The sequence below is a fragment of the Gryllotalpicola reticulitermitis genome, assembly GCF_042651345.1.
Lineage (GTDB): Bacteria > Actinomycetota > Actinomycetes > Actinomycetales > Microbacteriaceae > Gryllotalpicola > Gryllotalpicola reticulitermitis.
Map to the genome: position 1 here is coordinate 830898 of NZ_JBHSCN010000005.1, position 23789 is coordinate 854686.

Sequence of the window (23789 nt, forward strand, 5' to 3'; positions counted from 1 at the left end):
AGGCATATCGACGGATTCCTCGCAAATCGCCCGAATTTCGTACGGATAAACTCGACGAGTGGCCGAACTCGATGAACTTGATGCGGCGATTCTGGGCGTTCTGCAGCGAGACGCGCGGACGACGAATCGCGACGTCGCAGCGTCCGTCGGCGTGGCGCCGACGACAGCGCTCGAGCGCACTCGGGCGCTCCGCGAGCGGGGCGTCATCACCGGCGCAAGCCTCGATCTCGACCTCGCGCAGATCGGGCGGCCGGTGCAGGCGCTCGTGTCGGTGCGCATCCGGCCGCCATCACGCAAAGTGATCGAAGCGTTCCAGAACTGGGTCGTCACTCTCCCCGAGACGCTCGGGCTGTTCGTGACCTCCGGCGATCAGGACTTCATCATCCAAGTGGCCGTGCCCGACAACGACGCGCTCTACGCGTTCGTGATCGACAAGCTCACGAGCCGCCCCGAGCTCGCCGACGTGCGCACCTCGGTCGTCTACGAGCACGTTCGCCGCAAGGCGGTGGCGCCGGCATCCGTTCGGCCGCGCCAGCGCTGAGCCGCGTCGGCGCCAGCGCCAGGCCGTGCCCGCGTCAGGCCGTGCCGGCGCAAGCCCGCGCCGGCACTGAGCCGCGCGGCCTAGTAGCCCGACTCGCCCGTCGTCGCAGCGCCGGCGAGCAGGGCGCGCGCGCCCGAGACGCCGAGCCGGGTCGCTCCCGCCGCGATCATCGCGCGCGCCTGCTCGATGGTGCGCACCCCGCCGGACGCCTTCACCCCGACAGCGCTGCCGACGGTGTCGCGCATCAGCCGGACCGCGTGCTCGGTCGCGCCGCCGCTCGGGTGAAAGCCCGTCGACGTCTTGACGAAGTCGGCGCCGGCGCGCACCGCGGCGGTGCAGACGGCGACGATCTGCTCGTCGGTGAGCGCAGCCGATTCGATGATGACCTTGAGCACGACCGGGTTCGGTGCCGCGGCGCGCACCGTCGCGATGTCGTTCTCGATGTAGGCGAAGTCGCCCTCTCGCGCCGCACCGACGTCGATCACCATGTCGATCTCATCGGCGCCGTGCTTGACCGCCTCCGCCGCCTCGACCGCCTTCACCGTCGACGAGTGCTTCCCGCTCGGGAAGCCGCACACGACCGCCACCTTGAGATCGGCCTCGAGGGGCACCTCGACCGGCAGCATCGACGGCGAGACGCACACGGCGTAGGTGCCGAGCTCGATCGCCTCGGCGATCAGCGCTGCGACGTCGGCATGCGTGGCCTCCGGCTTGAGCAGCGTGAAGTCGATGTAGCGCGCGACGTCGGCCGCAGAGAGCTCGTTGTCAGTCATGCTTCGATTCTGCCGCCTCCCACCGCTGGCCGTACCGGACGAGCGGCTGAAGGGCAGCCATCAGGTCGCGGCCGCGAGCGGTGAGCACGTAGCGCACCGTCACCGGAGTGGTCGGCTCGACGATGCGGTCGACGAGGCCGACGCGCTCGAGCTCCTTGAGGCGCAGCGCGAGCATCCGATCGGAAAGGCCGGTCACCGACGCGAGGATGTCGCTGAACCGGCTCGCGCCACGCGCGATGCCGAGCATGATCGCGCTGCTCCAGCGGCGCCCGATCAGCTCGACGTTGCCGGCGGCGCGGCGGCACTCATCGTCATCGATCTGTTCCCACCCGGTGCGCAGGTCTTCGATAGTCACTTACCTATCGTAAGTCACTTATGCACGGATTGCGGCGACAGGATCGACAACGGATGCTTGCACCATGCCCGACTACGGCCACCCGCTTCGCTTCGGAACGTTCATCACCCCGACCAACTCGCCGGCGCAGAGACCGGTCGAGCTGGCCGTGCTCTCTGAGGAGCTCGGCTTCGATCTCGTCACCTTCCAGGACCACCCGTACCAGCCGGGATTCCATGACACGTGGACCCTGCTCACCTGGGTCGCCGCACGCACCGAGCGGATCCACCTGAGCGGCAACGTGCTCAACTCTCCGCTGCGGCCCCCGGCCGTGCTCGCGCGCAGCGCTGCGAGCCTCGACCTGCTCTCGCGCGGCCGGTTCGAGCTCGGACTCGGGGCCGGCGGCTTCTGGGACGCGATCGTCGCGATGGGCGGCCCCGCCTGGACACCTGGCCAGGGTGTCGACGCGCTCGGCGAGGCGATCGAGATCATCCGCGGGGTGTGGGACGCGGCCGAGCGCCGACCGCTGCGCGTCAACGGCGAGCGCTGGCACGTCGACGGGGCGAAGCGCGGCCCCGCGCCCGCGCACGACATCCCGATCTGGCTCGGGGCGCTCAAGCCGCGCATGCTGCGCCTGATCGGCCGCGTGGGCGACGGGTGGCTGCCGAGCCTGCCCTACCTGCAGCCGGGTGACCTCCAGCGCGGCAACCAGACGATCGACGAGGCGGCGACGAAGGCGGGGCGTCAGCCGAGCGAGATCGTACGACTGCTCAATGTCGGCCCGCAGACCACGCCCGACGAGCTCGTGCGCTACGCGCTCGACGACGGCATCAGCACCTTCATCTTCATGGGCGACGACCCCGGCATGCTGCGGCAGATCGCCGGCGAAGTCGTGCCCCGAGTACGCGAAGGCGTCACCGCAGGGCGTGCGCGCAGCGGAACCGGGGTGACCGCGCGGGTGCGCTCCTCGATCGCGCTCGCGAAGCGCAAGGCCGGCATCGACTACGACGGCCTGCCCGCCTCACTCACGTCGCGGGCGATCGAGCCCGGTGACGCGAGCTACGCCCGCTACACCTCGGGGTACCTGCGCGGCGGCGCGCCGGGCCTCGTGCTGCGCCCGCAGACGTACGACGAGGTGGCGGATGCCGTGCACTTCGCCGCCCGCCACCGCGAGCTGCCGCTCGGCGTGTTCAGCGCCGGCCACGGGCTCTCGGGTCGCTCGCTCAACCACGGCGGCCTCGTCATCGACGTCGGCGCGTTCAACGAGATCGAGGTGCTCGACGCCGATTCCGGCCACGTGCGCATCGGCCCTGGCGCCCGCTGGCTCGACGTCGCGCGGGCCCTCACACCGTACGGGCTCGCGCTCACGAGCGGCGACTACGGCGGGGTCGGGGTCGGTGGCCTCGCCACCGCGGGCGGCGTCGGCTGGTTCGCCCGCGAGCACGGGCTGACGATCGACCACCTGCTCTCAGTCGACGTGGTGCTCGCCACCGGCGAGCTCGTGCATGCGAGCGCAGACGAGAACCCCGAGCTGTTCTGGGCGATGCGCGGCGCGGGCGCGAACTTCGGCGTCGCGGTCTCGTTCGAGTTCACCGCCGATCGGGTCGAACAGCTCGGATTCGCCCAGCTCGCCTTCGACGCCAGTGACACCGCCGGGTTCCTCACTCGCTGGGGCGCAACGGTCGAGGCATCCGATCGCCGCGTCACGGGAAGCGTCATTCTGAGCGGCCGCCGCGGCAGCCGCCAGCTCGCCCAGGCGATGATCGCGGTGGACAGCGCCGACCCGGACACCATCATCGAGCTGCTGCAGCCGTTCGCGGAGATCGCGCCGCTCGTCGACCAGTCCGTCGCGCTAGCGACGTACGAGCAGGTCATGGCGGCGTTCGTCGACGAGGGGGCGCAGCAGGCGCAGGGGGAGCCGCTCAGCCACTCCGCGCTCCTCACGCATCTGACGCCCGAATTCGCGGCCGACGCGGCCGCACTGCTCGAGGCGGGTGCGAGCTACTTCTTCCAGCTGCGGGCGGTCGGAGGCGCGGTCGCCGACGTTCCCAGCGACGCGACCGCATACGGCTGGCGCGACGCGAACTTCTCACTCGCCGCATTCGGCACCCGCTCGTCGGGCCTCGACGAATGGTGGCGCCGGCTCGCACCGCACTTCGAGGGCATGTACCTCAGCTTCGAGACCGACCTCGGCCCCGAGGTCGTGGCCCGCGCGTTCCCGCCCGCGCACCTTGATCGCCTGCGCGAGCTCAAGGGTCGCTTCGACCCGACGGGGCTGTTCCGCGACAACTTCTACATCGAGCCTGCGCCGGTGTCCCAATCGAGCGCGGCCTGACGTCGAGGACTGCCCGACGCTGGGTAGGGAATAACTAGCCAGGTGCCTGAGTTGGAGGTGACTATCTAGCTTCGAAACGCGAAGCGCCAACCCGACGGGAACGACGATGAACCGCATCGCACGCACTCTGCCCCGCGCAGCCTCGTATTGGACCGCCGCCGGCGTCGCCGCCATCGCCCTATGGACGAGCGGCGCACCCAGCACCACCTACCCGCTCTACGAAGCCGACTGGCACGTCACGCCGGCCGTCACGACGACCGTCTTCGCCGTCTACCCCCTCGCGCTCGTCATCGTGCTGCTCCTGTTCGGCGACCTCGCCGACCACATCGGGCGACGCGCAGCCATCCTGCTCGGCCTGGCCGCCATGCTCGTCGGTGCGCTGCTGTTCGCGGTCGCGCCGGGCATCGGCCTCGTCTTCGTCGGCCGGGTGTTCATGGGCATCGGCGTGGGCCTCGCGCTCAGCCCGGCATCCGCCGCGGTGGTCGAGTTCAGCGCGAAGGGCCGCGAGCGCGCCGCAGGGTCCGTGACCACGGCGGGCACCGCGCTCGGCCTGGCCCTCGCGACCCTCGTCGGCGGCGCGCTCATTCAGTACGCGCCGTTCCCGCTGCACCTCGACTTCTGGGTGCTCGTCGTGGCCATCGCGGTCGTCGGCGGAGCGGTGTGGTTCCTGCCGCGGCACACCCGCGACGAGTCGCGCGGACCGTGGCGCCCGCGCGGAGTCGCGGTGGCGCCAGGCATCCGCTTTCTCTACACCGTCGCCGCCCTCGCGGTGAGCGTCGCGTACATGTTCGGAGCCGTCTTCCTCGCGCTCGGCGCTCAGATCGCCGAAGAGGTCACCCACACCACGAACGTCTTCGAGGTCGGCGTCATCATCGCGATCATGTCCGTCGTCATCGGCATCACCGCGATCGCGACACGCTCGGTGCGCCCGCAGACGACCATTGCGATCGGCAGTATCGCGACGCTGTTCGCCTTCGCGCTGCTGCTCGCGTCCGACTTCAGCGGATCGCTCGGCGTGTTCATCATCACGACGCTGGTCGCCGGCGCCGCCTACGCGATGATGTTCGCTGGCGGCCTCGCGCTGATCGGGCAGAACGCGCCGGCCCACCACCGTGCGGGCACCATCTCAGCCGTCTACCTCGTCGCGTACGTGCTGCAGGGCGCGATCGCGGTCGTGCTCGGCATCGTCGCGACGGACAACGGACTGCGCGCGGCCCTCGAGCTCGGCGCCGGAACCGTCGCGATCTTCGCGCTCGCGTCGCTCGCCGCGGCGCTGGCGTTCGTCCTGCGCAACCGCGCACGGGTAGAACATCGAGTGACGGATGCGCCGACGTGGGCCTCCGTCATGGAGGAGTGACGGATGACTGACGAAGCCGGCTACAACTTGACGTGCACCATCGCGCGCAGCCTCGAGGTGCTCGGTGCGCGCTGGAACCTGCTCATCATGCGCGAGGCGCACAACGGCATCACCCGGTTCGCGGACTTCCGTCAGCTGCTCGGAATCGCGCCCGACGTGCTGAGCGATCGCCTCGCGCAGCTGGTCCGCGCGGGGGTGCTCGAGCGCCGGCCGTACCAGGCGCCGGGCGAGCGCCCGCGCGACGAATACGTGCTCACTCAGCGCGGCCGCGACCTGAAGATCGTGCTCGCCGCGCTGCAGGACTGGGGCGACAAGCACATGGCGTCGGAGTTCGGGCCGACCGTCGTGCGACGCCACGGCGGCGAGCACGGCGATGACAGCGAGGTGCACGTCGCGTTCGTCGACCCCCGCGGCGAGCGCGTGCCCGAGAACGAGGTGTACTCGCAGCCGCGCACCGGAACGCCCGCCGAGCCGTTCTTCGAGCACCGCGAGGAGCTCGTCGAGCGGGCGGCGGCGTGCCGGTCCTAGCGGCGCCCGGCGTAACACTGAGTTAATCAATTAGTTCGATCTTCTGGAATACAGAACAATTGCATACGCTTGCATGAGTTCGGCAGGGGAGAGACCCACTGCGACGTAGCTCTAGGAGAACCATGACCGACACGATCAGCATCCCCGGGTACCGCGCCGGCACCTGGACCGTCGACACCGCGCACAGCGAGGTCGCCTTCAGCGTCCGCCACCTCATGATCGCGAAGGTGCGCGGCAAGTTCGAGAAGTTCGAGGCGACGTTCGTCACCGCAGAGAACCCGCTCGAGTCATCCGTCACCGCGAAGGCCGAGGTCGCGTCCGTCAGCACGAACGACGCGAACCGCGACAACCACCTGCGCACGGGCGACTTCTTCGAGGCCGCGACGCACCCGTACATCGAGTTCGTGTCGACCGGCGTTCGCATCGCCGGCAACGACTTCAAGGTCGACGGCGACCTGACCATCAAGGGCGTCACCAAGCCCGTCACCTTCGACTTCGAGTTCGCCGGCTTCCAGACCGACCCGTACGGCAACTACAAGGCCGGTGGCACCGCGACCACGAAGATCAACCGCGAGGACTGGGGCCTCACCTACAACTCCGCCCTCGAGGGCGGCGGCGTGCTGATCGGCAGCGAGGTCACGATCACGCTCGAGCTCGAGGCGGCCCTTCAGGCCTAAGGCGGCCGGGCTCCGCCCAAAGCTCCATCGAAAACGGAGTAGATGCGCGCATTTCCACGAATGCGCAGCGTCTACTCCGTTTTCGGCGTTACGGGCACGGCGAGCGAGCGTAATGAACAGGCAAACTTGCAAGGTTTCCTTGCTATAGTGAGTGGGTGAGCACGAAGACCACCCCCGCCGAGCTCGCCGACCGCATCGGCGAGATGATGGACGGGCTGCGCCGCGCCATGCGCAGCGGCCGCCCCGTCGGCGAGCTGTCGCCACGGCACGAGGCCGCACTCGCGTGGCTGCGCCGCAAGGGTCGCCTGACGACGGCCGAGCTCGCGCGCCGCGAGCAGATCACGCCGCAGTCGATGGGTGCCGTCGTGGCCGAACTGGTCGAGCGCGGCTGGGTCACCAAATCGAAGGACCCGAACGACGGGCGACGCGAACTCCTCGCACTGACGGATTCCGGCGCTGCGACGGTCATGCAGACCGACGCGACACGGCACGGAGATCTCGTGGAACTGCTCACCACGCAGCTCAGCGACGACGAGCGCGATCTCGTCGCGCGGGCCCTCGACGCGCTGATGAAGATCGACCCCCGGCCTGAGGAAGGTGCCGCACAGTGACCTCGACCGAAACCACCCAGACCGGCGGAAAGTTCACCTGGCGCTTCACGACGCCCGTGCTGGTCGGCCCGGTGCTCAACCCGATCAACACGAGCATGATCGCGGTCGCCCTCGTACCGATCAGCCGCGATCTGCACGTCGCCACCTCGGTGGTCGTGTGGCTCGTCGCCGGGCTGTATCTCGCGAGCGCCATCGCGCAGCCCACCATGGGCAAGCTCGCCGATGTCTTCGGCCCGCGGAAGGTCTACATCGTCGGCCTGGTCGTCGTCATCGTCGCGGGGGTGCTGCCGAACATCTGGCATGACTTCAGCGCCGTTCTCGTCGCCCGCGTGCTGATCGGCATCGGCACCTCGGCCGCCTACCCGTCGGGCATGGCCCTCATCCGCGACCAGAGCCTCCGGCTCGACCGGCAGACGCCGCCGTCGCTGCTCTCCGGCATCTCGATCGCCGGGCAGACGACCGCGGCGATCGGCCCGGTTCTCGGCGGCGTGCTCATCGGCGCTTTCGGCTGGCAGTCGATCTTCCTCGTCAACATCCCGCTCGCCGCGATCGCGCTCATCACGACCCTGATGTGGGTGCCCTCCGACAAGAATCGCCCGGCGCGAACGGGCCCGGCGCCGACCCTGCGCGACATCGACCCCATCGGCATCGTGCTGTTCGCCGCGACGCTCGCCTCGCTCCTCGTGTTCCTGCTTGACCTGCACGTCGACATGCTGTGGCTGATTCCGGTGACGCTGGCGCTCGCCGCGGCTCTTCTCTGGTGGTCGCTGCGGCACGAGAATCCGTTCATCGACATCCGCATGCTGCGCCGCAACGGCGCCCTGAGCCGCACGTACCTGCGCATGCTGCTCATCTATTTCGGCGCGTACACGATGATGTACGGCTTCAGCCAGTGGGTGCAGGGCTCGGCGGGCTACTCGGCCGACCAGGCGGGCTTCGTGCAGCTGCCGACCGCTGTCCTCGCGGCAGTCACGTCGGTCATGGTCGCCAACAACCGGCGCCTCAAGCTCCCGCTCGTCCTCTCCGGGGCCATCCCACTCATCGGCGGCGTGCTCCTGATCTTCCTGCACGCATCGAGTCCGCTGTGGATGCTGCTGCTCGTCGCTGCGATCTTCGGCGTGCCGCAGGGCCTCGCGTCGGTCAGCAACCAGCAGGCGATGTACCGGCAGGCGCCGGGGGAGCAGCTCGGCACGGCATCCGGCCTCTCGCGCACCGCGGTGTATCTCGGCTCGATTCTGTCCTCCGCGGCCATCGGCCTCGCATTCCCGCACTCGCCGACCGACGGCGGCCTGCACGTGCTCGGCATCGCGATCGCCGTGATCGTCGGTGCCGCCGCGCTGCTCGCGCTCGTCGACCGTTCGCTCAACTCGCCGAAGTCAGAGCGTGTGGGTGAGGCCCTGCAGCCCAAGTGAGGTGAGCGCGACCAGCACCCAGAGGCTCGCGCCCAACGCGAGCGGCCGGTACCCGGCCTGACGCAGCACCGCGATGCGGGTTCCGAGACCGATGCCGACGAGGGCGACGGTGATCATGAACGTGCCGAGCTGACTGAGATACGGATGCCACGCCGCCGGGATCACGCCGAGCGAGTTCACGATGACCGCCACGACGAACCAGATCAGGAACGCGGGCACGATGGCGGTCCAGCGCAGGCGATCATGGGCGGCGCTCTCCGGCGCTGGGCCGGGCGCGGTTCCGGATGTCGAGTCGGATGTCGAGTCGGAGGCAGCGCCGGATGCCGCGCCGGCTTCGGCGAGCACCGCGAGACGCGCGCGCCGACGGCGCCAGAGCGCGATGGCGATCGTGATGGGGATGATCATCAGCGTGCGGGTGAGCTTGACGACGATCCCGTAAGAGCCTGCCGCCGCACTGAAACTGAATGACGCGGCGACGACCGACGAGGTGTCGTTGATCGCCGTCCCCGCCCAGAGGCCGAAGGAGTGGTCGCTCATGCCGAGGGCCCGGCCGATGAACGGGAACGTCAGCACGGCGATCACGTTGAAGGTGAAGATCGTGCCGATCGCGTACACGACGTCGGCGGACTTCGCGCGGATCACCGACTGCGTCGCCGCGATCGCCGAAGCCCCGCAGATGCCGGTGCCGACACCGATCAGCGTGCGCACGTCGGCGGTCAGCCCGAGGGCGCGACCGATCGCCCAGGCACCGAGAAGCGCGACCGCAAGCGTTCCGAGCATCACGGGCAGCGACTGCCAGCCGGTGTGCACGACCTGGCCGATGGACAGGCCGCTGCCGAGAACGACGACGGATGCCTGCAGCACCCGTTTCCCGGCCCACCCGGCCCCGGCATCCGTCACCGCGCCCGACCGCAGGAACGCGGCGACGATCGCACCGATCACGATCCCGAAGACCGGCGCGCCGACGACCGGCACGAGCGCGCCGAGCCCGGTCGCGACGAGCGCGATGCCGACGCTGAGGGCGAGGCCCGGCGCGAGCTTCCTGATCATGACCACCTGACCAGCGTGCGCCGGGCATCCGCAGGCGGAGTAGCGTCAACTACTTGTGGATGCACAAGCAGAGCTTGTAGCTGCAGCGCGCGCCGACCTGGTGTCGCTGCGGCTGCTCTCAGCCCTCGCGGCGAGCGGCTCGATCTCGGGTGCGAGCCGCGCGGCCGGGATCTCGCAGCAGGCGGCCTCGGCGCGACTGCGGGAGCTGGAGCAGCGCATCGGCATCCCGCTGCTGCATCGCCAGGCCCGCGGGACCACTCTGACGCCAGACGGCGTGCTCGCCGCGCAATGGGCGTCCGAGGTCGTCGAGGCGGCCGACCGGTTCGAGGCGGCTGTCGCGGCGCTCCGCGGTCGCACGGAGCCGCTCGCCGTCGCATCCAGCCTCACGATCGTCGAGTACCTGCTTCCGCGCTGGCTGATCAGCATGCGCCACGAACCCGGGTCACCGGAGCGTGCGCTCTCGGTGACGGCGACCAACAGCACGGAGGTCATCCATCTCGTCGAGTCCGGCAGCCACCAGCTCGGCTTCATCGAGTCGCCGCAGGACATCGGGGAGCTCGTGGCCCACCCCATCGGCCGCGACGAGCTCGTGGTCGTCACCGCCCCCGGCCACGACTGGGCAAAGCGGGCCCGGGTGACGCTGCGCACACTCGCCGCCACGCCCCTGATCGCCCGCGAGCAGGGGTCCGGCACACGGCTGAACGCCGAGCAGGCCATGACAGAGGCCGGGTACCCACCCGTGGCGCCACTCGTCGAGCTGCCGACGACCTCCGCGATCCGGACCACCGTCGCGTCCGGCGCGGGGGCGGCGATCCTCAGCATCCTCGCCGTGCGTGACGACCTCGCGTCCGGTCGACTGGTGCGGATCCGCGTACGCGAACTGCGTTTCATTCGCGAACTGCGCGCCGTCCACGCTGCGGGAACCGCGCTGCCACCGGCCCTCGAGCACCTCATGGCGGTCGCGGCGCGCGGTGACTGACGCGCCTATCGAGGCCCTAAAGAAAGTCCGATTCCCGCGAGCGCTCGCAGCAGGCGCGCGCAGGATAGAGACGTGACCCCGACCGCGATCGATGCCGACGCCGCCTATCGCGCGGCCTCTGGCCGGGACCCGCGATTCGACGGCCGCTTCTTCCTCGGTGTGACGACCACCGGCATCTACTGCCGGCCCTCGTGCCCCGCGCGCAAGCCGCTGCGCCGCAACGCCGTGTTCTTCCCGAGCGCCGCGGCGGCCGTCGCCGCCGGGTTTCGCGCCTGCAAACGCTGCCGCCCCGACTCGCTGCCGGGCTCCCGGCACTGGGACGCGAGCGGCGACCTCGCCGCCCGGGCCGTGCGCGCGATTCGTGACGGCGCGGTCGACGAGCTGGGCGTCGCGGGGCTGGCCAGGCGCCTCGCGGTGAGCGAGCGGCACCTGCACCGCGTCCTCGTCGCGGAAGTGGGGGCCTCGCCCGTGCAGCTCAACCGCACGCGCCGGGCGCAGACGGCTCGCACCCTCGTCGAGCAGACCGAATTGCCGCTCGTCGACATCGCTTTCGCGGCCGGCTTCGGCAGCGTGCGCCAGTTCAACGATGTGATGCTGTCCGAGTTCGGGGCGCCGCCGTCGAGCTTCCGACGGCCCGTGCCGAGCGCGGGCCGGGTCGCTCGGGCGGCTGCCGACGAGCTCGGCGACGACGCTCCCACTGCCGACGCAGCCCCGACCGTCGTGCTGCGCCTGCGCCACCGCGCCCCCTACGACGGCCTCGCGATGCGCGCGTTCCAAGCCGCGCATGCCGTTCCCGGCATGGACCTCATCGACGACGGCTCGTTCACGACCCCGGTGCCGGCCGCGCACGGGCCGGCCCTGGCGACCGTCGACTGGGCCGCCGGCGCAGAGGACCACATCACGGTGCGCATCCGGCCGGCCGACATCGCCGATCTCACCGGAATCGTCTCGACGCTGCGCCGCTGGCTCGATCTCGACGCCGACCCGCAGCTGATCATCGACGCGCTCGGCGCCGACCCGATCATCGGCCCCCTGGTCGGCCGGCGCCCTGGCCTGCGGGTGCCCGGGGCCATCGACGGTGGCGCCACGGCCCTGCTCACCGTCATCGGGCAAGCGGTCTCGCTGGGCGCGGCGCGCGTGTTCGCGGGCCGACTCGTCGCGGCGCTCGGCACACCCGTCGGTGACGGCGGGTTGCGCACGTTCCCGACGGCACAGCAGGTGACGGATGCCGGGTTCGAGGCCCTGCGCGGAATCGGCCTCACCTCCTCACGCGCGTCGGCGCTCCACCGCCTCGCGAGTGCGCTCGCAGACGGTCTCGACGTCACGCCCGGCGCCGATCGGGCGGCCACGCGTGCCGCGCTGCTGGCGCTGCCCGGCATCGGCCCGTGGACGGCGGACTACATCACCCTGCGTGCCCTCGGAGACCCGGACACCTTCGTGCCCGACGACCTCGTGCTGAAGAAGACGCTGGGGGCGAGCAACGCGAGGCAGGCATCCGCCATCGCCCGAGCGTGGTCGCCGTGGCGCGGCTATGCCGCGATGCACCTGTGGACGGCGTCGGCCTACTTGCCGTGACCGGCGTCGGCCGTGTCGGCGAGGCGCTCCCGGGCCGCCGGCACGTCGACCGCGAGCGCGCCGAGCAGAACCGCGGCGGGGTCGGGCTCGTGCCGTTCAAGAATCGCCAGCATCATGTGCCGCGGCGTGATGGATCGCGCCTTCTCGGCCGCGGCCTGGGTGAGCGTGTCGCCCATGAATGTCTTGGCACCCGCGGTGAGGGGCATGTGGCGCCCGGCCGGCGGGCGCCCGCTCGTGCCGAACACGTCCGCATCGACCCCGACTGCGGCGAGGGCCGCGCGATCGAGCCCGTCGGCGGCCGCCCGCGCGGCACCCGCGTCGACGCCGAGCGCCGTCGCATTCGATTCGTCTTCCAGCAGGCTGATCAACAGGTGGTCCGTGCCGATGCGGCGGTCACCGCGGCGGGCGGCCTCGTAACGGGCGTCGTCGACGGCGACACGCGCCGCCTGTGCAAAGCGTTCAAACATCTTTCTTCCCATATTTCGCGTGGACGGACTGCCGCGTGACGCCGAGCGCATCGCCGATCTGTTCCCACGACCAGCCGGCGCGACGCGCGGCGGTCACGTGGGCGGCCTCGACCCGTTCGGCGAGGCGGTGCAGCGCACCGACGGCGCGCAAGCCGACCGCGGGCTCCGTCTCGGTCAGGCGCAGGTTCAGCGGCGCCTCACTGTCAGTTTCGATTGACATGTTTCAATTGTCAGGCCAGCTTGACAGTTTGTCAACGTGAATTGACACATAAGATTTTGCATCTCTCCTCAGCCCTCCGCCGTACCGTAGAACGAATGCGAGCCGGACGGATGCGAGCTCGACACATGCGAGCACGACGAGAGTTGCAAGCACGACTGCTGCCTGCACGGCGGTTGTCAGCACGGTGGATGCCAGCACGGTGGATGTCAGCACCGTGGAAGCGGATTCGGCGGCTGCCCGTCGCGGCCACGGCCGCACTACTCGGGCTCACGCTGACCGCCATGAGCCCGACCGTCGCAGGCGCCGCGGGCGCGACCCCGGCTCCGACCCCGCCCGCGCTCGATGTCCCCGCGGCGAGCGCGCCACCCACCCCGGTCCCTGCGCCGAAGACCGCCCCGACCCCTTCAGCCGGGAACACCTGCCCCGACTTCGAATTCATCGGCGCGCGCGGCTCGGGCGAGGACAACGAGTACAGCGCGAGCACGCGTTACACCGCGAAGAACCCGACGTTCGGCATGGGCGGCGAGCTGAACGACGTGTACCAGCGCGTCGCGCAGGCGGCCGCTCAGAACGGCGAGACCGTCACCCCCTACGGAGTGCCCTACCCGGCGGTGGGCATCGATGTCGTCAGCGGGGAGACGCTCGCTACCGGCGACCTCAGCGTCTACACGAAGTCCGTCGACCTCGGTGCGCACGCCGCGACGGCGGAACTCGAGCGCGTGAGCCGCGCCTGCCCGAACACCGGCGTCATCGTGGGCGGCTACTCCCAGGGTGCGCAGGCGATGGTCGATGCGGTGCTCGCGGCGACGCCGAACGCGCGGGCCGCCGTGGTCGCCGCGGTGTTCTTCGGGAACACCTACTTCGACGCATCCGATCAGGCCGACGACTACGGCAGCTACGACCCCGATCTCGACGGTTACCTCGTGAACAGCGGTCTGCTGCCGTCGAGCGCGATCGGAGCCAACGGGCCCGTAGGCAGCGACTGGGCCAAAGCCTTCGGCACCGCCGCCATCTTCGACTACTGCCACAACGGCGACCCGATCTGCGGCCTCGTGGACGAACGCAGCGTCGGCGGCAAGAGCTACCCCGTGCGCGACTTCGCGCACATCGTGTCGGCGAACGGTGCGACGAACCCGAACATCCTGACTCAGCACACGGCGTATTCGAGCGCCGGCGACACCGCGAATGCCGCGCAGCAGCTGAAGAGCCTGCTGGGGCTGCCGCTCGGCGCGCCGTCCGCCCCGACCACGGCGGAGCTGACCGTCGCGGGCACGGCGACCGTGGGCACCCCGACCACACTCAATGCCGGCGGATCGCTCAGCGACCCGGCGGACCCGATCCTGCGCTACGAGTGGTCGGTCGACGCCGGCACGGCGCTCGCACACACCGCGACGACGGTGAGGCCCCGCTACACGACGAGCTTCGACACCCCCGGCGCCCATCGCGTCACCGTGACCATCACCACCGCGAGCGGCACGACCAGCTCGGCGAGTGAAACGCTCCAGGCCGTCGCGGCGCCGGTGGCGACGCCCGCACAGCCGACGAAGGTCCAGGGCGTGCCCGGCGACGGCGCCGCGACGCTGAAGTGGCCGGAGGTCTCCGGCGCGGACTTCTACGCCGTGACCGATGGCACCGGCAAGCTTCTGACGGCGTTCACCCCGCTCGTTCCCGGTCAGAACCCCGTCTCGTGGACGGATACGGGACTCAAGAACGGCAGCGAGCGCACGTACCGGGTATATGCCGTCAACGGCATGGGGCAGAGCCGCGCGTCCACCGTGGTGAAGGTCACGCCGCATGCAGCCTCCCAGCGGCCCGTCGCACCGCCGGTCGCACTGCCCATGCCGAACACGACGCTGATCGACCCCGAGCTCGTGTGGTCGCTCGGGCTGGGACTCATCGTCGTGGTGGTCGGCATCGCGATGTTCGCGGCGCAACCCCGATCGCGGCGTCGACGCCTGCGGTAGAGCAAGCGCGCTTCGACGCCTGCGGAACCTCGAGCGGGGCTAATACCTCGGGCCGATGGCGGCGATCTCGGCGAGGGCGCCGCTCGACGGCTTGCCGGCCTTCGCCTTGCAGCCTGTCTCGTAGGGCAGCACGCTCTCCAGCTGGCTCAGCGACCAGGGCAGCGCCAGCGCCGGCAGCTTCTTTCCCTGCGACGGCGGCGCCTTCGAGCCGATGGACGCCAGCTCGAGAGCGACGAGGCGCGCGAAGTTCGCGCCGGGCGTCGAGTTGTTGACCACCACGACGACCGTGAGGCCCGTGGTCGGGTCGCTGTAGGCGGCACTCGAATAACCCGGAACGGCGCTTGCGTGCCCGACCAGGGGACCCATCGTCTCGACGCCGAGCCCGTACTTCGCCCACGACGGCATCGAGCCGGAGATGCGGCGCGCCTGCTGCTGCTGGGCTGCGTAGCCCTTCGGCAGCAGCGCGCCCGACGCGACCGCATGGATCAGCGAGGCCGTGTCGTTCAGCGTGCTGACGAGGCCACCGGCCGTCTGCAGCGCCGACGGCGAGAGTGCCGTGTCATCGACGGTGGTGGAGCACTCGGTGGCGCCGGTCACGATGTCGTGGTCCGCGGCGTAGCCCCGGAGCATCGGTGACGGCAGGCTCGTTCCGGTCGGCAGCGTGGTCGTCGCGCTGATGCCCAGGCGGTCGGTCACGTACTTCGCGTACAGGTGCTGCCAGTTCTCGCCCGTCGCCGCCTGAAGCGCGACGCCGAGCAGCACGAAGCCGGCGTTCGAGTAGCTCCACGTATGCCCGGGCGCCTTCGGCGCGGACTCGCCGAGCGCCGTGTTGACGAGCTCGATCGGGTCCCACGATCGACCGGGGTTCGTGACGATCTGCGGGGTCAGGGCGCCCCAGTAGTCGGCGAGCCCGGAGGTGTTGTCGCACAGCTCGCCGAGGGTGACGTCGTTCACGCCGACCATGCGGGGCAGGTACTTCGAGACGCGGTCGGTCAGCTTCACCTTGTGCGCTGCGACGAGGTCGAGCAGCACGGTGCAGGTGGCCGGCTTCGTGATCGAACCGATACGGAACGACGAATGAGTGGTGACGGATGCCGACCCCTTCGCCTTCGAGGCCGTGCCGGATGCTGCGGTCCAGGTTCCCGACCACGGCGCCCACACCCCTGCGATGCCGCCGCTGGCGCCCGAGATCTTCACCGCGTTGTCGAGGACCCCCTGCAGCTGCTTCGCGATGGCCGCAGGCATCCGCGTGCCCGTTTTGGCGCCGATCGCTGTGACGTGGGGGGCATCGCTCGTGGTGCTGCACCCCGCGAGCAGCGCCGCGGTGAGCGTCACAGCAAGCACCGCGACCGCCCGCCGGATGCCACGACGTCGGCCGCCCCCGGAACTCACACCAACCACCCCTTTTACCCCCCTGATCGGCAACGAGTCTATGTTGCGACGGCCGGCCGCGCGGACCGGCCCTCGCGACCGAGGCGGCTCAGCGCGGATCGTGCATGAATCTCTCGACGTCCTTGTCGACCCAGACGTCGGCCGGTCGCAGTGGCCGCGTCAGGTACAGGCCTTCGAGCGCCGTGATGCGGCTGAGCGCAACATAGGTCTGACCGGGGCTGAACGCACGCGATCCGAGGTCGACGATCGCCTGGTCGTAGCTCTTGCCCTGCGACTTGTGGATCGTGACCGCCCACGCGAGACGCAGCGGGAACTGCGTGAACTCGGCGACCACCTCTTTCGTGAGCTTCTTCTGCGCGGCGTCGTAGCTGTACTTGTGGCGCTCCCACGTGACGGGCTCCACCTCGTAGCGTGCGCCTTCGACCTCGACCTGCACGTTGGCGGTGATGCGCGTCACGGTGCCGATCGAGCCGTTGACCCACCGAACCTCGCCCTGCCCCTGCGTGTCGTTGCGCAGGAACATCACCTGAGCGCCGACCTTCAGCTCGAGCGCCTCGTCGGCTGGGTAGTTGCGGCCGCCGAAGTCGCCCGAGATCTCGGCCTTCGCCGTCTGCAGCCGGCCGTTCAAGCGCTTCAGCTGAGCCTGGTTGATGCGGTTGACCGAATCGTTGCGGCTGGCGAGCGTGATCGCCCCGTCGCTCGGAGCGGGGCGCGCGCCGACCGAGTTCAGCCGGTCGGCGATCTGCTTCGTCACCATGCCGTGCCGCACCGCGTTCAGCATGTACTTGAACTCGGACTCGTGCTGCCGATGCACGTCGACCAACTCGACGATCTTCAGCTCGGCGTCCTGCCACACCCGCGCATCGAAGAACCACATCGAACGGTACGTGTCGGTGAAGTACTGCCGCTCTTCGGCGCTGCCCGGCACCGGAGCGAGCTGATACGGGTCGCCGAACAGCACCACCTGCACCCCGCCGAACGGCGTCTGCCGCTTGCGGGCCTGGCGCAGGCTGCGGTCGATGGCGTCCATCAGGTCGGCGTTCACCATCGACACCTCGTCGATGACGAGCGTGTCGATGGTGTTGAGCAGCTTCTTCAGGTCATCGGACTGGTCGATCGCGTGGTCGGCGATCACGCCGATCGGCAGACGGAACAGCGAGTGGATCGTCTGACCACCCACGTTGAGCGCGGCGACACCCGTCGGCGCGCAGATCACCAGCTGTTTCTCGGTGTTCCACGCGAGGTGGTTCAGCAGCGTCGACTTCCCGGTGCCGGCGCGGCCGGTGACGAACACGTGCTCGCGCGTCTTCTCGATCAGGTCGAACACCGCCTGCTGTTCGCGAGAGAGAGCTACCACCGTGCGAGTTTATGGCGCGGCGGCGCCGACACACTGAGCGCATGCCGATCACGACCGAGACGAGGATTCGGCACGAGCCCTAGTGACGGGCGGCGTCGCGGTCGGCCATGCGCTGCAGCATCGCGTTGTACTCCTCGATGTCGGCGTTGCCGGTCCGATCGGATGCGCGGTCCTTCCGCTTCGTCTCGCGGGCGTCGCTGTGGCTCCACTGCACGGCCACGATGATCGCCAGCGCGAGCGTCGGAATCTCGCCGATGCTCCAGGCGATACCGCCCGCGAGGTACTGGTCCTGCATGGGCGTCTCACCCCAGGTGCGGCCCATCGCGCCGAACCAGTCGGGCAGGAAGAGACCGGAGGCCGTCATGATCGTGAGCCCGAAGAACGCGTGCAGCACCATCGTGCCGAGCAGCAGCACGAGACGGAACGGCCACGCGAGACGGAACGGCACCGGGTCGATGCCGATCAGCGACTGCACGAACAGGTACCCCGTGACGAGGAAGTGCGCGATCATCCACTCGTGACCGATGTGGTTCTCGGTCGACCAGCGGAACAGCGGCGAGTAGTAGAACACCCAGAGGCTGCCCGCGAACAGCACCGCCGCGACGAACGGGTTCGCGAGCGCACCCGCGTAGCGGCTGTGAACGATGAGCAGGATCCACTCGCGACCACCGCGCGAGCCATCCGTTCTGCGCTTGATCGCCCGCGCCGCAAGCGTGACGGGTGCGCCGGGCACGAGCAGCAGCGGAACCAGCATGGTGAGCACCATGTGCATCGCCATGTGCGCCGAGAACAGGTAGTCGACGTACACCGCGAGACCGCCGCTCGTGATGTATGCCAGAACGAGCATGCCGCCGATCCAGCTCAGCGTGCGGCCGATCGGCCACTTGTCGCCGCGCCGGTGCAGGCGCCAGACGCCCGCGAGGTAGAAGAAGAGGCCGAACACGCACACGAGCAGCCAGATCGGGTCGACGTTCGCGCCGACGATCAGCCGCCACAGCGTCTCAGGGGGCGGCAGCGGCTGACCGGTCAGGATCTCGGCCGGTGTCGTGCCGGTCGGCACCTGCTGCACCGGCGTTGCCGTGCGGGCGAGCGCCGCCGCGATGCCGGACGCGAGGCCCATGAAGGCCAACTCGGCCGTCACCATCAGCCAGAACGGACCGCGGCCGGCTGAGGTCTGCAGCCGGGCGATCAGCCAGCGGCGCTGCAGCACGCCGAACAGGCCGAGCACCACGAGCACCGTCGCCTTGCCGATGACGAGCACGCCGTAGGGCGTGAGCAGCGCTGACCAGGTGCCCACCCGCAGTTCCGCGCTCAGGTAGCCGCTGAAGCCGACGATCACGAAGCACATCAGCGCGAAGCTCGAATAGCGCGACAGCACGATCGGCAGGCGCTCGCGATCGAGGGAGTTGCGGATGAGCACGAGCGTCAGCAGGCCGCCGATCCAGACCGCGGCGGCCACGATGTGGAGCCCGAGTGCGGAGATCGCGAGGTTGTGTCCGCTCGTACCGGCCGCGTGGCCCTGCAGCGCGATCGGCACGAGCGAGCCGACCGCGAGCACCGCAACCAGGACGAGCCAGCCCTGGCTGCGAACCGCGAAGCACAGCACCGTGACGACGGCGGCGGCGAGCGTCGTGATCAGCCACGCCTGGCCGAGCGCGATCTGACTGATGAACTGGATGAACTGATTGCTGAAGTCCTGCGTCGCGGCAAGCGGCGTGCCGGTCGCGTCGCTGAACGAGAGGACGGTCACGATACCCGAGGCGATGGTCATGACGGCAGCGGATGCCGCGGCGACATCGATCGCCTTGTCGAACTCGGGCTTCTTCGGGCTCAGCGCGAACAGCGAGAGCAGCAGGGCGCCGATCGTGCCCGCCGACGACAGGTCGACGAACATCTTGGCGATCGGAAGGCCCCAGCGCACCGCCGGACCGGGGTCGCTCAGCGCGAGCGGCGCGCTACCGCCGCCGAATGCGAGCGACGCGACCACCGCGACGAGAGCGGCGGCGACGAGAGCGATGGGCCCCGCGACGCGCTGCACTCGGTTCACCGAACCAGCGTAGGCCGTCGATTCTGTGCTTCTGCCGCGCTGTGCGACGGCAGGGGCGCCACGGGGACGCCGACGAAAAAGGCGCCCACCATCGGGTGGGCGCCTCATCGGTAGGTGCGTCTTACTTGACGGCAGCCTTCAGCTTCGAGCCGGCGGTCAGCTTGACGCGCTTGCCCGCCGGGATCTTGATCTCGGCGCCGGTCTGCGGGTTGCGGCCCGTGCGGGCGGCGGTGTCGGTGCTCTCGGCGGCGAGCCAGCCGGGAATGGTGACCTTGCCACCGTCTGCGACGGTCTTGGCGATCGTGGTGAAGAACGCGTCGACGACGCCACCGACGGCGGCCTGGCTCTGGCCGGTCTCACCGGCGATCGCAGCGACGAGTTCGGTCTTGTTCAGCGACTTGTCAGCCATAGGGTGTCCTCCTCGGACCTACTGCTGCGTCAGCAGCGTGTTCTGTAGTCGAGCGGTCGCTCGCGCGGACCGCGTGTGGTGGCCTCTCAGGCCAGGGCCAAAGTAGCAGAGAACCGCGGAAATACGCGGAATTCCGGCGTGTTGCCGCGGTGAAAGGATGGCCATATGACGTCTAAGGCAGCTCAGAATCCGATTTCCACGGCACGCGGAAGCGTTGCCATCACGAACGCGCGCCTCGTACCCGTCACCGGTCCGGTGATCGAGAACGGCACGATCGTCGTCGTCGACGGGGTCATCAGCGCCCTCGGCGCCGACGTCGCCGTGCCGGACGGCGTCGCCGTCGTCGACGCGGCCGGCAAATCCGTCTACCCCGGTTTCATCGAGGCGCACGGTCACCTCGGAGTGCACGAGGAGGCCGAAGGCTGGGCCGGCAACGACACCAACGAGATGACCGACCCCAACGGCGCGGGACTGCGCGCGATCGACGGCATCAACATCGAGGACGAGGGATTCCGTGACGCTCTCATCGGCGGCGTGACGAGTGCGGTGATCAAGCCGGGTTCCGGGAATCCGATCGGCGGGCAGACCGTCGCGATCAAGACGTGGGGCGGTCGCACCGTCGACGAGCAGGTGATCACGGATGCCGTCTCGGTGAAGTCGGCGCTCGGCGAGAACCCCAAGCGCGTCTACGGGGACAAGAAGCAGCTGCCGTCGACGCGCCTCGGTGTGGCATCCGTCATTCGCAAAGCGTTCGTCGAGGCGCAGAACTACCGCGCCAAGCGTGACGCCGCCGCCGAGAAGGGCGACCCGTTCGAGCGCGACCTCACGAAGGAGACCCTCGTCCGCGTCCTCGACGGCGAACTCGCCTGGGACCAGCACACCCACCGCGCCGACGACATCGCAACGGCGATCCGCCTCGCCGACGAGTTCGGATACCGGCTCGTCGTCAACCACGGCACGGAAGGCGCCGAGATCGCCGACGTGCTCGCCGAGCGCGACATCCCCGTGATCTTCGGCCCGCTGTTCACCTCGCGTTCGAAGGTCGAACTGCGCCGCCGCGCGATCGCGAACCTCGGCCGCCTCGCAGCGGCCGGCGTGCGGGTCGCGATCACGACGGACCACCCCGTCGTCCCGATCAACTTCCTGATCCACCAGGCGTCGCTCGCTGTGAAGGAGGGCCTCGACCCGATCATCGCGATCGAGGCGCTCACGATCAACCCGGCGCGGTTCCTCGGCCTCGACGAGCGCGTCGGCGCCCTCGCGCCGGGTCTCGACGGCGACCTCGTGATCTGGTCGGGCGACCCGCTCGACGTGAACTCGCGCGCCGAGCAGGTGTTCATCACGGGCACGCGCGTCTACACGTGGGACGCCGCCGCCGGCGGCCAGGTGGTCGAGCGCTCAGCCCGCTTCGCCGGCTGACGCCCCTAGCGCTACAGCTGCGGCACTGCGCCACGCCCAGGGGAGGCGCGCCGTCCCGCAGCTGTAGCGCGCCCGCGGCGGCGGCACCCGGGTCGGCCGGGTGCCGGGCACGACGCAGGCCCCCTGGAAACCAGGGGGCCTGCGGACGAGAACTGCTTACCAGCTCGACTTCGTGATGCCGGGCAGCTCACCGCTGTGCGCCATGTCGCGGAAGCGGACACGCGAGATGCCGTACTTGGCGAGGACACCGCGGGGGCGGCCGTCGATCTGGTCGCGGTTGCGCAGGCGCACCGGCGACGCGTTGCGCGGCAGCTTCTGCAGGCCGACGCGAGCGGCCTCGCGCTCGTCGTCGGTCGCGTTCGGGTTGACGAGCTGCTTCTTCAGCTCGGCGCGCTTGGCGGCGTAGCGGGCGACGACGACCTCGCGCTGCTTGTTGCGGGCGATCTTGCTCTTCTTAGCCATATTCCTTAGCGCTCCTCACGGAACTCGACGTGCTTGCGGATGACCGGGTCGTACTTCTTCAGCACGAGACGGTCGGGGTCGTTGCGGCGGTTCTTCTTGGTCACGTACGTGTAACCGGTGCCGGCCGTCGAGCGGAGCTTGATGATCGGGCGAATGTCCTGCTGCTTGGCCATTAGATCTTCTCCCCACGGGCAAGGATGTCCTTGACGACGGACTCGATGCCGCGGACGTCGATGACCTTGATGCCCTTGGCCGAGACGTTCAGGGTGACGTTACGGCGAAGCGACGGCACGTAGTACGTCTTCTTCTGAACGTTCGGGTCGAACCGGCGCTTGTTGCGTCGGTGCGAGTGCGAAATGCTGTGACCGAAGCCGGGAACGGCGCCGGTCACTTGGCACACTGCTGCCATGTGATTCCTCCATCACTACCGATGCCAAAAGGCATCCCAAGATCTCTTGTCGGCACACACCAGTACCGCTCTTCGGGCGAAAAGGGCTTGGAATGTGCGAACCGGCTCGAGGAGTCCGAGCCAGACAAACGACCAGTCTACCCGACGGCGTGTCGGCGGCAAAATCGAAGGCGACACGCTAGTGGCCTACGCTGGCGATCAGTACGGCGGATGCCGCGACCGCACGGCGCCTGGAGGCGGAGGAGACCATTGTCCGAGCTCAACCTTGACAGCCCCTTGACGCCGCCGGAGGGCAGTGAGCCCGAGCTCGTCCTGACGCCGCCGGCGGCCGTTCCGAGCGTCGAAGACGACAAGGCCCTCGGCCTGGTCCCGGTCGCGGACGACGCCAAGAACGCACTGAAGGAACGCGCCGGCTCGTTCGTCTCCGAACTCGCCGCGCTCCCGCCGAGCAGTCCCGACTTCCAGCGCAAGGTCGACGACCTGACCCGCATGGGGGAAAAGGAGATCCGGTCCTCGTCGGAGCTCTCCAGCACCCTGCTCGCCAGGCCGTCGACGTCGCTCGCCGCGGCCCGATCGAGGGGTGAATCCGGGTCCGCGCAAGCCGAGGTGGTGCGGACCCTGCAAGACCTGCGCACCACCGTCACCGACCTCGATCCGAGCCGCGCAGACCTCAGCGGCGGCAAGCGCTGGCTCGCCATACTGCCCGGCGGCAACCACCTGGTGCACTACTTCCAGCGCTACCAGTCGGCGCAGAAGCATCTCGATGCCATCCTGACCGCACTGCTGTCCGGTCAGGATGCACTGCGAAAGGACAATGCCGCGATCGACCAGGAGCGCTCGAACCTCTGGGCCACGATGGGCAAGCTCGCGGAATACGCGACTCTCGCCCGCGCGCTCGACGACAACATCGCAGCCCGCGCCGCGGCCGCCACCGATCAACGGGTGGCCGACGCACTCACCTCAGACGCGCTGTTCCCGATCCGCCAGCGCCGCGAGGATCTCGCAACGCAGCTCGCCGTCGCCGTTCAGGGCTATCTGGCCCTCGACGTGATCCGGAAGAACAATCTCGAGCTCATCAAGGGCGTCGAACGCGCACGCACCACCACGATCGCGGCCCTGCGCACCGCGGTGGTCGTCGCTCAGGCGCTCGCCGATCAGAAGCTCGTGCTCGATCAGATCACCGCGCTGAACCGCACGACCAACGCCCTCATCGAGGGCACCTCCGAGCGGCTGCAGCAGCAATCGGCCGCGATCCACGAGCAGGCGGCGGCCCCGGCGATCGGGATCGAGACGCTGCAGCGCGCCTTCGACAGCGTGTTCGCCACGATCGACGCGGTCGATTCGTACCGTTCGGCGTCCGTCGCGAACATGGCGGCGACGGTCGACGCACTCGAGGGCCAGGTCACGCGGGCCCGCGGGTACCTCGAGCGCTCTCACGCTCAGGATCCGTCGAACCAGGGCGACTGAGCGC

24 protein-coding genes are annotated in these 23789 nt (G+C 69.6%); 12 read left to right on the forward strand and 12 right to left on the reverse strand.

Annotated features, from left to right (window positions below; genetic code table 11):
• The first annotated feature begins 58 nt into the window (after positions 1-58).
• The gene (locus tag ACFOYW_RS10985) at positions 59-541 is read left to right on the forward strand and encodes an Lrp/AsnC family transcriptional regulator (protein ID WP_390228974.1); all 483 of its coding nucleotides are present in this window, start codon (positions 59-61) and stop codon (positions 539-541) included.
• Between the two features lie 80 nt (positions 542-621).
• On the opposite strand, the gene deoC is transcribed toward ACFOYW_RS10985, so the two are convergent.
• Together deoC and ACFOYW_RS10995 are read right to left on the reverse strand one after the other, a co-directional pair.
• A complete protein-coding gene (gene deoC / locus ACFOYW_RS10990; protein WP_390228975.1) occupies positions 622-1314 on the reverse strand; it encodes a deoxyribose-phosphate aldolase in 693 nt (230 codons plus the stop codon).
• Positions 1307-1669 (reverse strand): winged helix-turn-helix transcriptional regulator, encoded by a 363-nt coding sequence (locus tag ACFOYW_RS10995; RefSeq protein ID WP_390228976.1) that lies wholly within the window; start codon positions 1667-1669, stop codon positions 1307-1309. Before ACFOYW_RS10995 ends, deoC begins: the two co-directional genes overlap by 8 nt.
• A gap of 64 nt (positions 1670-1733) precedes the next feature.
• Between ACFOYW_RS10995 and ACFOYW_RS11000 the strand changes: the two genes are divergently transcribed.
• From ACFOYW_RS11000 to ACFOYW_RS11025, 6 genes are all read left to right on the forward strand, one after another.
• Entirely contained in the window at positions 1734-3983 is a 2250-nt protein-coding gene (locus tag ACFOYW_RS11000; protein ID WP_390228977.1) for an LLM class flavin-dependent oxidoreductase, read from the forward strand.
• Positions 3984-4089: 106 nt separating this feature from the next.
• Positions 4090-5340 (forward strand): MFS transporter, encoded by a 1251-nt coding sequence (locus tag ACFOYW_RS11005; RefSeq protein WP_390228978.1) that lies wholly within the window; start codon positions 4090-4092, stop codon positions 5338-5340.
• 3 nt (positions 5341-5343) lie between these two features.
• Positions 5344-5868 (forward strand): winged helix-turn-helix transcriptional regulator, encoded by a 525-nt coding sequence (locus ACFOYW_RS11010; RefSeq protein WP_390228979.1) that lies wholly within the window; start codon positions 5344-5346, stop codon positions 5866-5868.
• Positions 5869-5990: 122 nt separating this feature from the next.
• The gene (locus tag ACFOYW_RS11015) at positions 5991-6545 is read left to right on the forward strand and encodes a YceI family protein (RefSeq protein ID WP_390228980.1); all 555 of its coding nucleotides are present in this window, start codon (positions 5991-5993) and stop codon (positions 6543-6545) included.
• A 155-nt stretch (positions 6546-6700) separates the two neighbouring features.
• Entirely contained in the window at positions 6701-7156 is a 456-nt protein-coding gene (locus ACFOYW_RS11020) for a MarR family winged helix-turn-helix transcriptional regulator (RefSeq protein WP_390228981.1), read from the forward strand.
• Positions 7153-8568, forward strand: a complete 1416-nt coding sequence (locus tag ACFOYW_RS11025; protein ID WP_390228982.1) for an MFS transporter — start codon at positions 7153-7155, stop codon at positions 8566-8568. Before ACFOYW_RS11020 ends, ACFOYW_RS11025 begins: the two co-directional genes overlap by 4 nt.
• On the opposite strand, the gene ACFOYW_RS11030 is transcribed toward ACFOYW_RS11025, so the two are convergent.
• On the reverse strand, positions 8533-9618 hold the full coding sequence (locus ACFOYW_RS11030) for a YeiH family protein (protein ID WP_390229622.1): 1086 nt from the start codon (positions 9616-9618) through the stop codon (positions 8533-8535). The two genes, ACFOYW_RS11025 and ACFOYW_RS11030, sit on opposite strands and share 36 nt — an antisense overlap.
• Before the next feature lie 55 nt (positions 9619-9673).
• Between ACFOYW_RS11030 and ACFOYW_RS11035 the strand changes: the two genes are divergently transcribed.
• On the forward strand, positions 9674-10597 hold the full coding sequence (locus tag ACFOYW_RS11035) for a LysR family transcriptional regulator (RefSeq protein WP_390228983.1): 924 nt from the start codon (positions 9674-9676) through the stop codon (positions 10595-10597).
• Positions 10598-10669: 72 nt separating this feature from the next.
• A complete protein-coding gene (locus tag ACFOYW_RS11040) occupies positions 10670-12172 on the forward strand; it encodes a DNA-3-methyladenine glycosylase 2 family protein (protein WP_390228984.1) in 1503 nt (500 codons plus the stop codon).
• Here the strand turns inward: ACFOYW_RS11040 and ACFOYW_RS11045 are convergent.
• Both ACFOYW_RS11045 and ACFOYW_RS11050 read right to left on the reverse strand, forming a co-directional pair.
• Entirely contained in the window at positions 12160-12639 is a 480-nt protein-coding gene (locus ACFOYW_RS11045; protein ID WP_390228985.1) for a Clp protease N-terminal domain-containing protein, read from the reverse strand. The genes ACFOYW_RS11040 and ACFOYW_RS11045 overlap by 13 nt on opposite strands.
• The gene (locus tag ACFOYW_RS11050; RefSeq protein WP_390228986.1) at positions 12632-12859 is read right to left on the reverse strand and encodes a helix-turn-helix domain-containing protein; all 228 of its coding nucleotides are present in this window, start codon (positions 12857-12859) and stop codon (positions 12632-12634) included. Before ACFOYW_RS11050 ends, ACFOYW_RS11045 begins: the two co-directional genes overlap by 8 nt.
• A gap of 203 nt (positions 12860-13062) precedes the next feature.
• Here ACFOYW_RS11050 and ACFOYW_RS11055 point away from each other — a divergent pair, with 203 nt between their 5' ends.
• Positions 13063-14823, forward strand: coding sequence for a cutinase family protein (locus tag ACFOYW_RS11055; protein WP_390228987.1), 1761 nt, complete (start codon positions 13063-13065; stop codon positions 14821-14823).
• A 39-nt stretch (positions 14824-14862) separates the two neighbouring features.
• On the opposite strand, the gene ACFOYW_RS11060 is transcribed toward ACFOYW_RS11055, so the two are convergent.
• From ACFOYW_RS11060 to ACFOYW_RS11075, 4 genes are all read right to left on the reverse strand, one after another.
• A complete protein-coding gene (locus ACFOYW_RS11060; RefSeq protein WP_390228988.1) occupies positions 14863-16215 on the reverse strand; it encodes a serine hydrolase domain-containing protein in 1353 nt (450 codons plus the stop codon).
• An 88-nt stretch (positions 16216-16303) separates the two neighbouring features.
• Entirely contained in the window at positions 16304-17572 is a 1269-nt protein-coding gene (locus tag ACFOYW_RS11065) for an ATP-dependent DNA helicase (protein WP_390228989.1), read from the reverse strand.
• 79 nt (positions 17573-17651) lie between these two features.
• Entirely contained in the window at positions 17652-19619 is a 1968-nt protein-coding gene (locus ACFOYW_RS11070; protein ID WP_390228990.1) for a cytochrome c oxidase assembly protein, read from the reverse strand.
• 121 nt (positions 19620-19740) lie between these two features.
• Positions 19741-20028 (reverse strand): HU family DNA-binding protein, encoded by a 288-nt coding sequence (locus tag ACFOYW_RS11075; protein ID WP_390228991.1) that lies wholly within the window; start codon positions 20026-20028, stop codon positions 19741-19743.
• A gap of 165 nt (positions 20029-20193) precedes the next feature.
• On the opposite strand from ACFOYW_RS11075, the gene ACFOYW_RS11080 reads away from it, so the two are divergent.
• Positions 20194-21447: an amidohydrolase gene (locus ACFOYW_RS11080; RefSeq protein ID WP_390228992.1), complete on the forward strand. Its 1254-nt coding sequence runs from the start codon at positions 20194-20196 to the stop codon at positions 21445-21447.
• 156 nt (positions 21448-21603) lie between these two features.
• On the opposite strand, the gene rpsN is transcribed toward ACFOYW_RS11080, so the two are convergent.
• The 3 genes from rpsN to rpmB are packed head-to-tail and all read right to left on the reverse strand — an operon-like array spanning position 21604 to position 22318.
• A complete protein-coding gene (rpsN, locus tag ACFOYW_RS11085) occupies positions 21604-21909 on the reverse strand; it encodes a 30S ribosomal protein S14 (protein WP_390228993.1) in 306 nt (101 codons plus the stop codon).
• 5 nt (positions 21910-21914) lie between these two features.
• Positions 21915-22082, reverse strand: coding sequence for a 50S ribosomal protein L33 (gene rpmG, locus ACFOYW_RS11090; protein ID WP_390228994.1), 168 nt, complete (start codon positions 22080-22082; stop codon positions 21915-21917).
• Entirely contained in the window at positions 22082-22318 is a 237-nt protein-coding gene (rpmB, locus tag ACFOYW_RS11095) for a 50S ribosomal protein L28 (protein WP_390228995.1), read from the reverse strand. The genes rpmG and rpmB overlap by 1 nt, the downstream gene beginning before the upstream one ends.
• 249 nt (positions 22319-22567) lie before the next feature.
• Here rpmB and ACFOYW_RS11100 point away from each other — a divergent pair, with 249 nt between their 5' ends.
• Positions 22568-23785 (forward strand): toxic anion resistance protein, encoded by a 1218-nt coding sequence (locus tag ACFOYW_RS11100; RefSeq protein WP_390228996.1) that lies wholly within the window; start codon positions 22568-22570, stop codon positions 23783-23785.
• The last annotated feature ends 4 nt before the right edge of the window (positions 23786-23789 follow it).

What these genes read in the sequence shown, in the direction of transcription:
- deoC (WP_390228975.1), bottom strand. Translation starts at nt 1,314, where the DNA reads ATGACTGACAACGAGCTCTCTGCGGCCGACGTCGCGCGCTACATCGAC.
- ACFOYW_RS11000 (WP_390228977.1), top strand. Translation starts at nt 1,734, where the DNA reads ATGCCCGACTACGGCCACCCGCTTCGCTTCGGAACGTTCATCACCCCG.
- ACFOYW_RS11005 (WP_390228978.1), top strand. Translation starts at nt 4,090, where the DNA reads ATGAACCGCATCGCACGCACTCTGCCCCGCGCAGCCTCGTATTGGACC.
- ACFOYW_RS11010 (WP_390228979.1), top strand. Translation starts at nt 5,344, where the DNA reads ATGACTGACGAAGCCGGCTACAACTTGACGTGCACCATCGCGCGCAGC.
- ACFOYW_RS11015 (WP_390228980.1), top strand. Translation starts at nt 5,991, where the DNA reads ATGACCGACACGATCAGCATCCCCGGGTACCGCGCCGGCACCTGGACC.
- ACFOYW_RS11030 (WP_390229622.1), bottom strand. Translation starts at nt 9,618, where the DNA reads ATGATCAGGAAGCTCGCGCCGGGCCTCGCCCTCAGCGTCGGCATCGCG.
- ACFOYW_RS11045 (WP_390228985.1), bottom strand. Translation starts at nt 12,639, where the DNA reads ATGTTTGAACGCTTTGCACAGGCGGCGCGTGTCGCCGTCGACGACGCC.
- ACFOYW_RS11050 (WP_390228986.1), bottom strand. Translation starts at nt 12,859, where the DNA reads ATGTCAATCGAAACTGACAGTGAGGCGCCGCTGAACCTGCGCCTGACC.
- ACFOYW_RS11055 (WP_390228987.1), top strand. Translation starts at nt 13,063, where the DNA reads ATGTCAGCACCGTGGAAGCGGATTCGGCGGCTGCCCGTCGCGGCCACG.
- ACFOYW_RS11075 (WP_390228991.1), bottom strand. Translation starts at nt 20,028, where the DNA reads ATGGCTGACAAGTCGCTGAACAAGACCGAACTCGTCGCTGCGATCGCC.
- ACFOYW_RS11080 (WP_390228992.1), top strand. Translation starts at nt 20,194, where the DNA reads ATGACGTCTAAGGCAGCTCAGAATCCGATTTCCACGGCACGCGGAAGC.
- rpsN (WP_390228993.1), bottom strand. Translation starts at nt 21,909, where the DNA reads ATGGCTAAGAAGAGCAAGATCGCCCGCAACAAGCAGCGCGAGGTCGTC.
- rpmG (WP_390228994.1), bottom strand. Translation starts at nt 22,082, where the DNA reads ATGGCCAAGCAGCAGGACATTCGCCCGATCATCAAGCTCCGCTCGACG.
- rpmB (WP_390228995.1), bottom strand. Translation starts at nt 22,318, where the DNA reads ATGGCAGCAGTGTGCCAAGTGACCGGCGCCGTTCCCGGCTTCGGTCAC.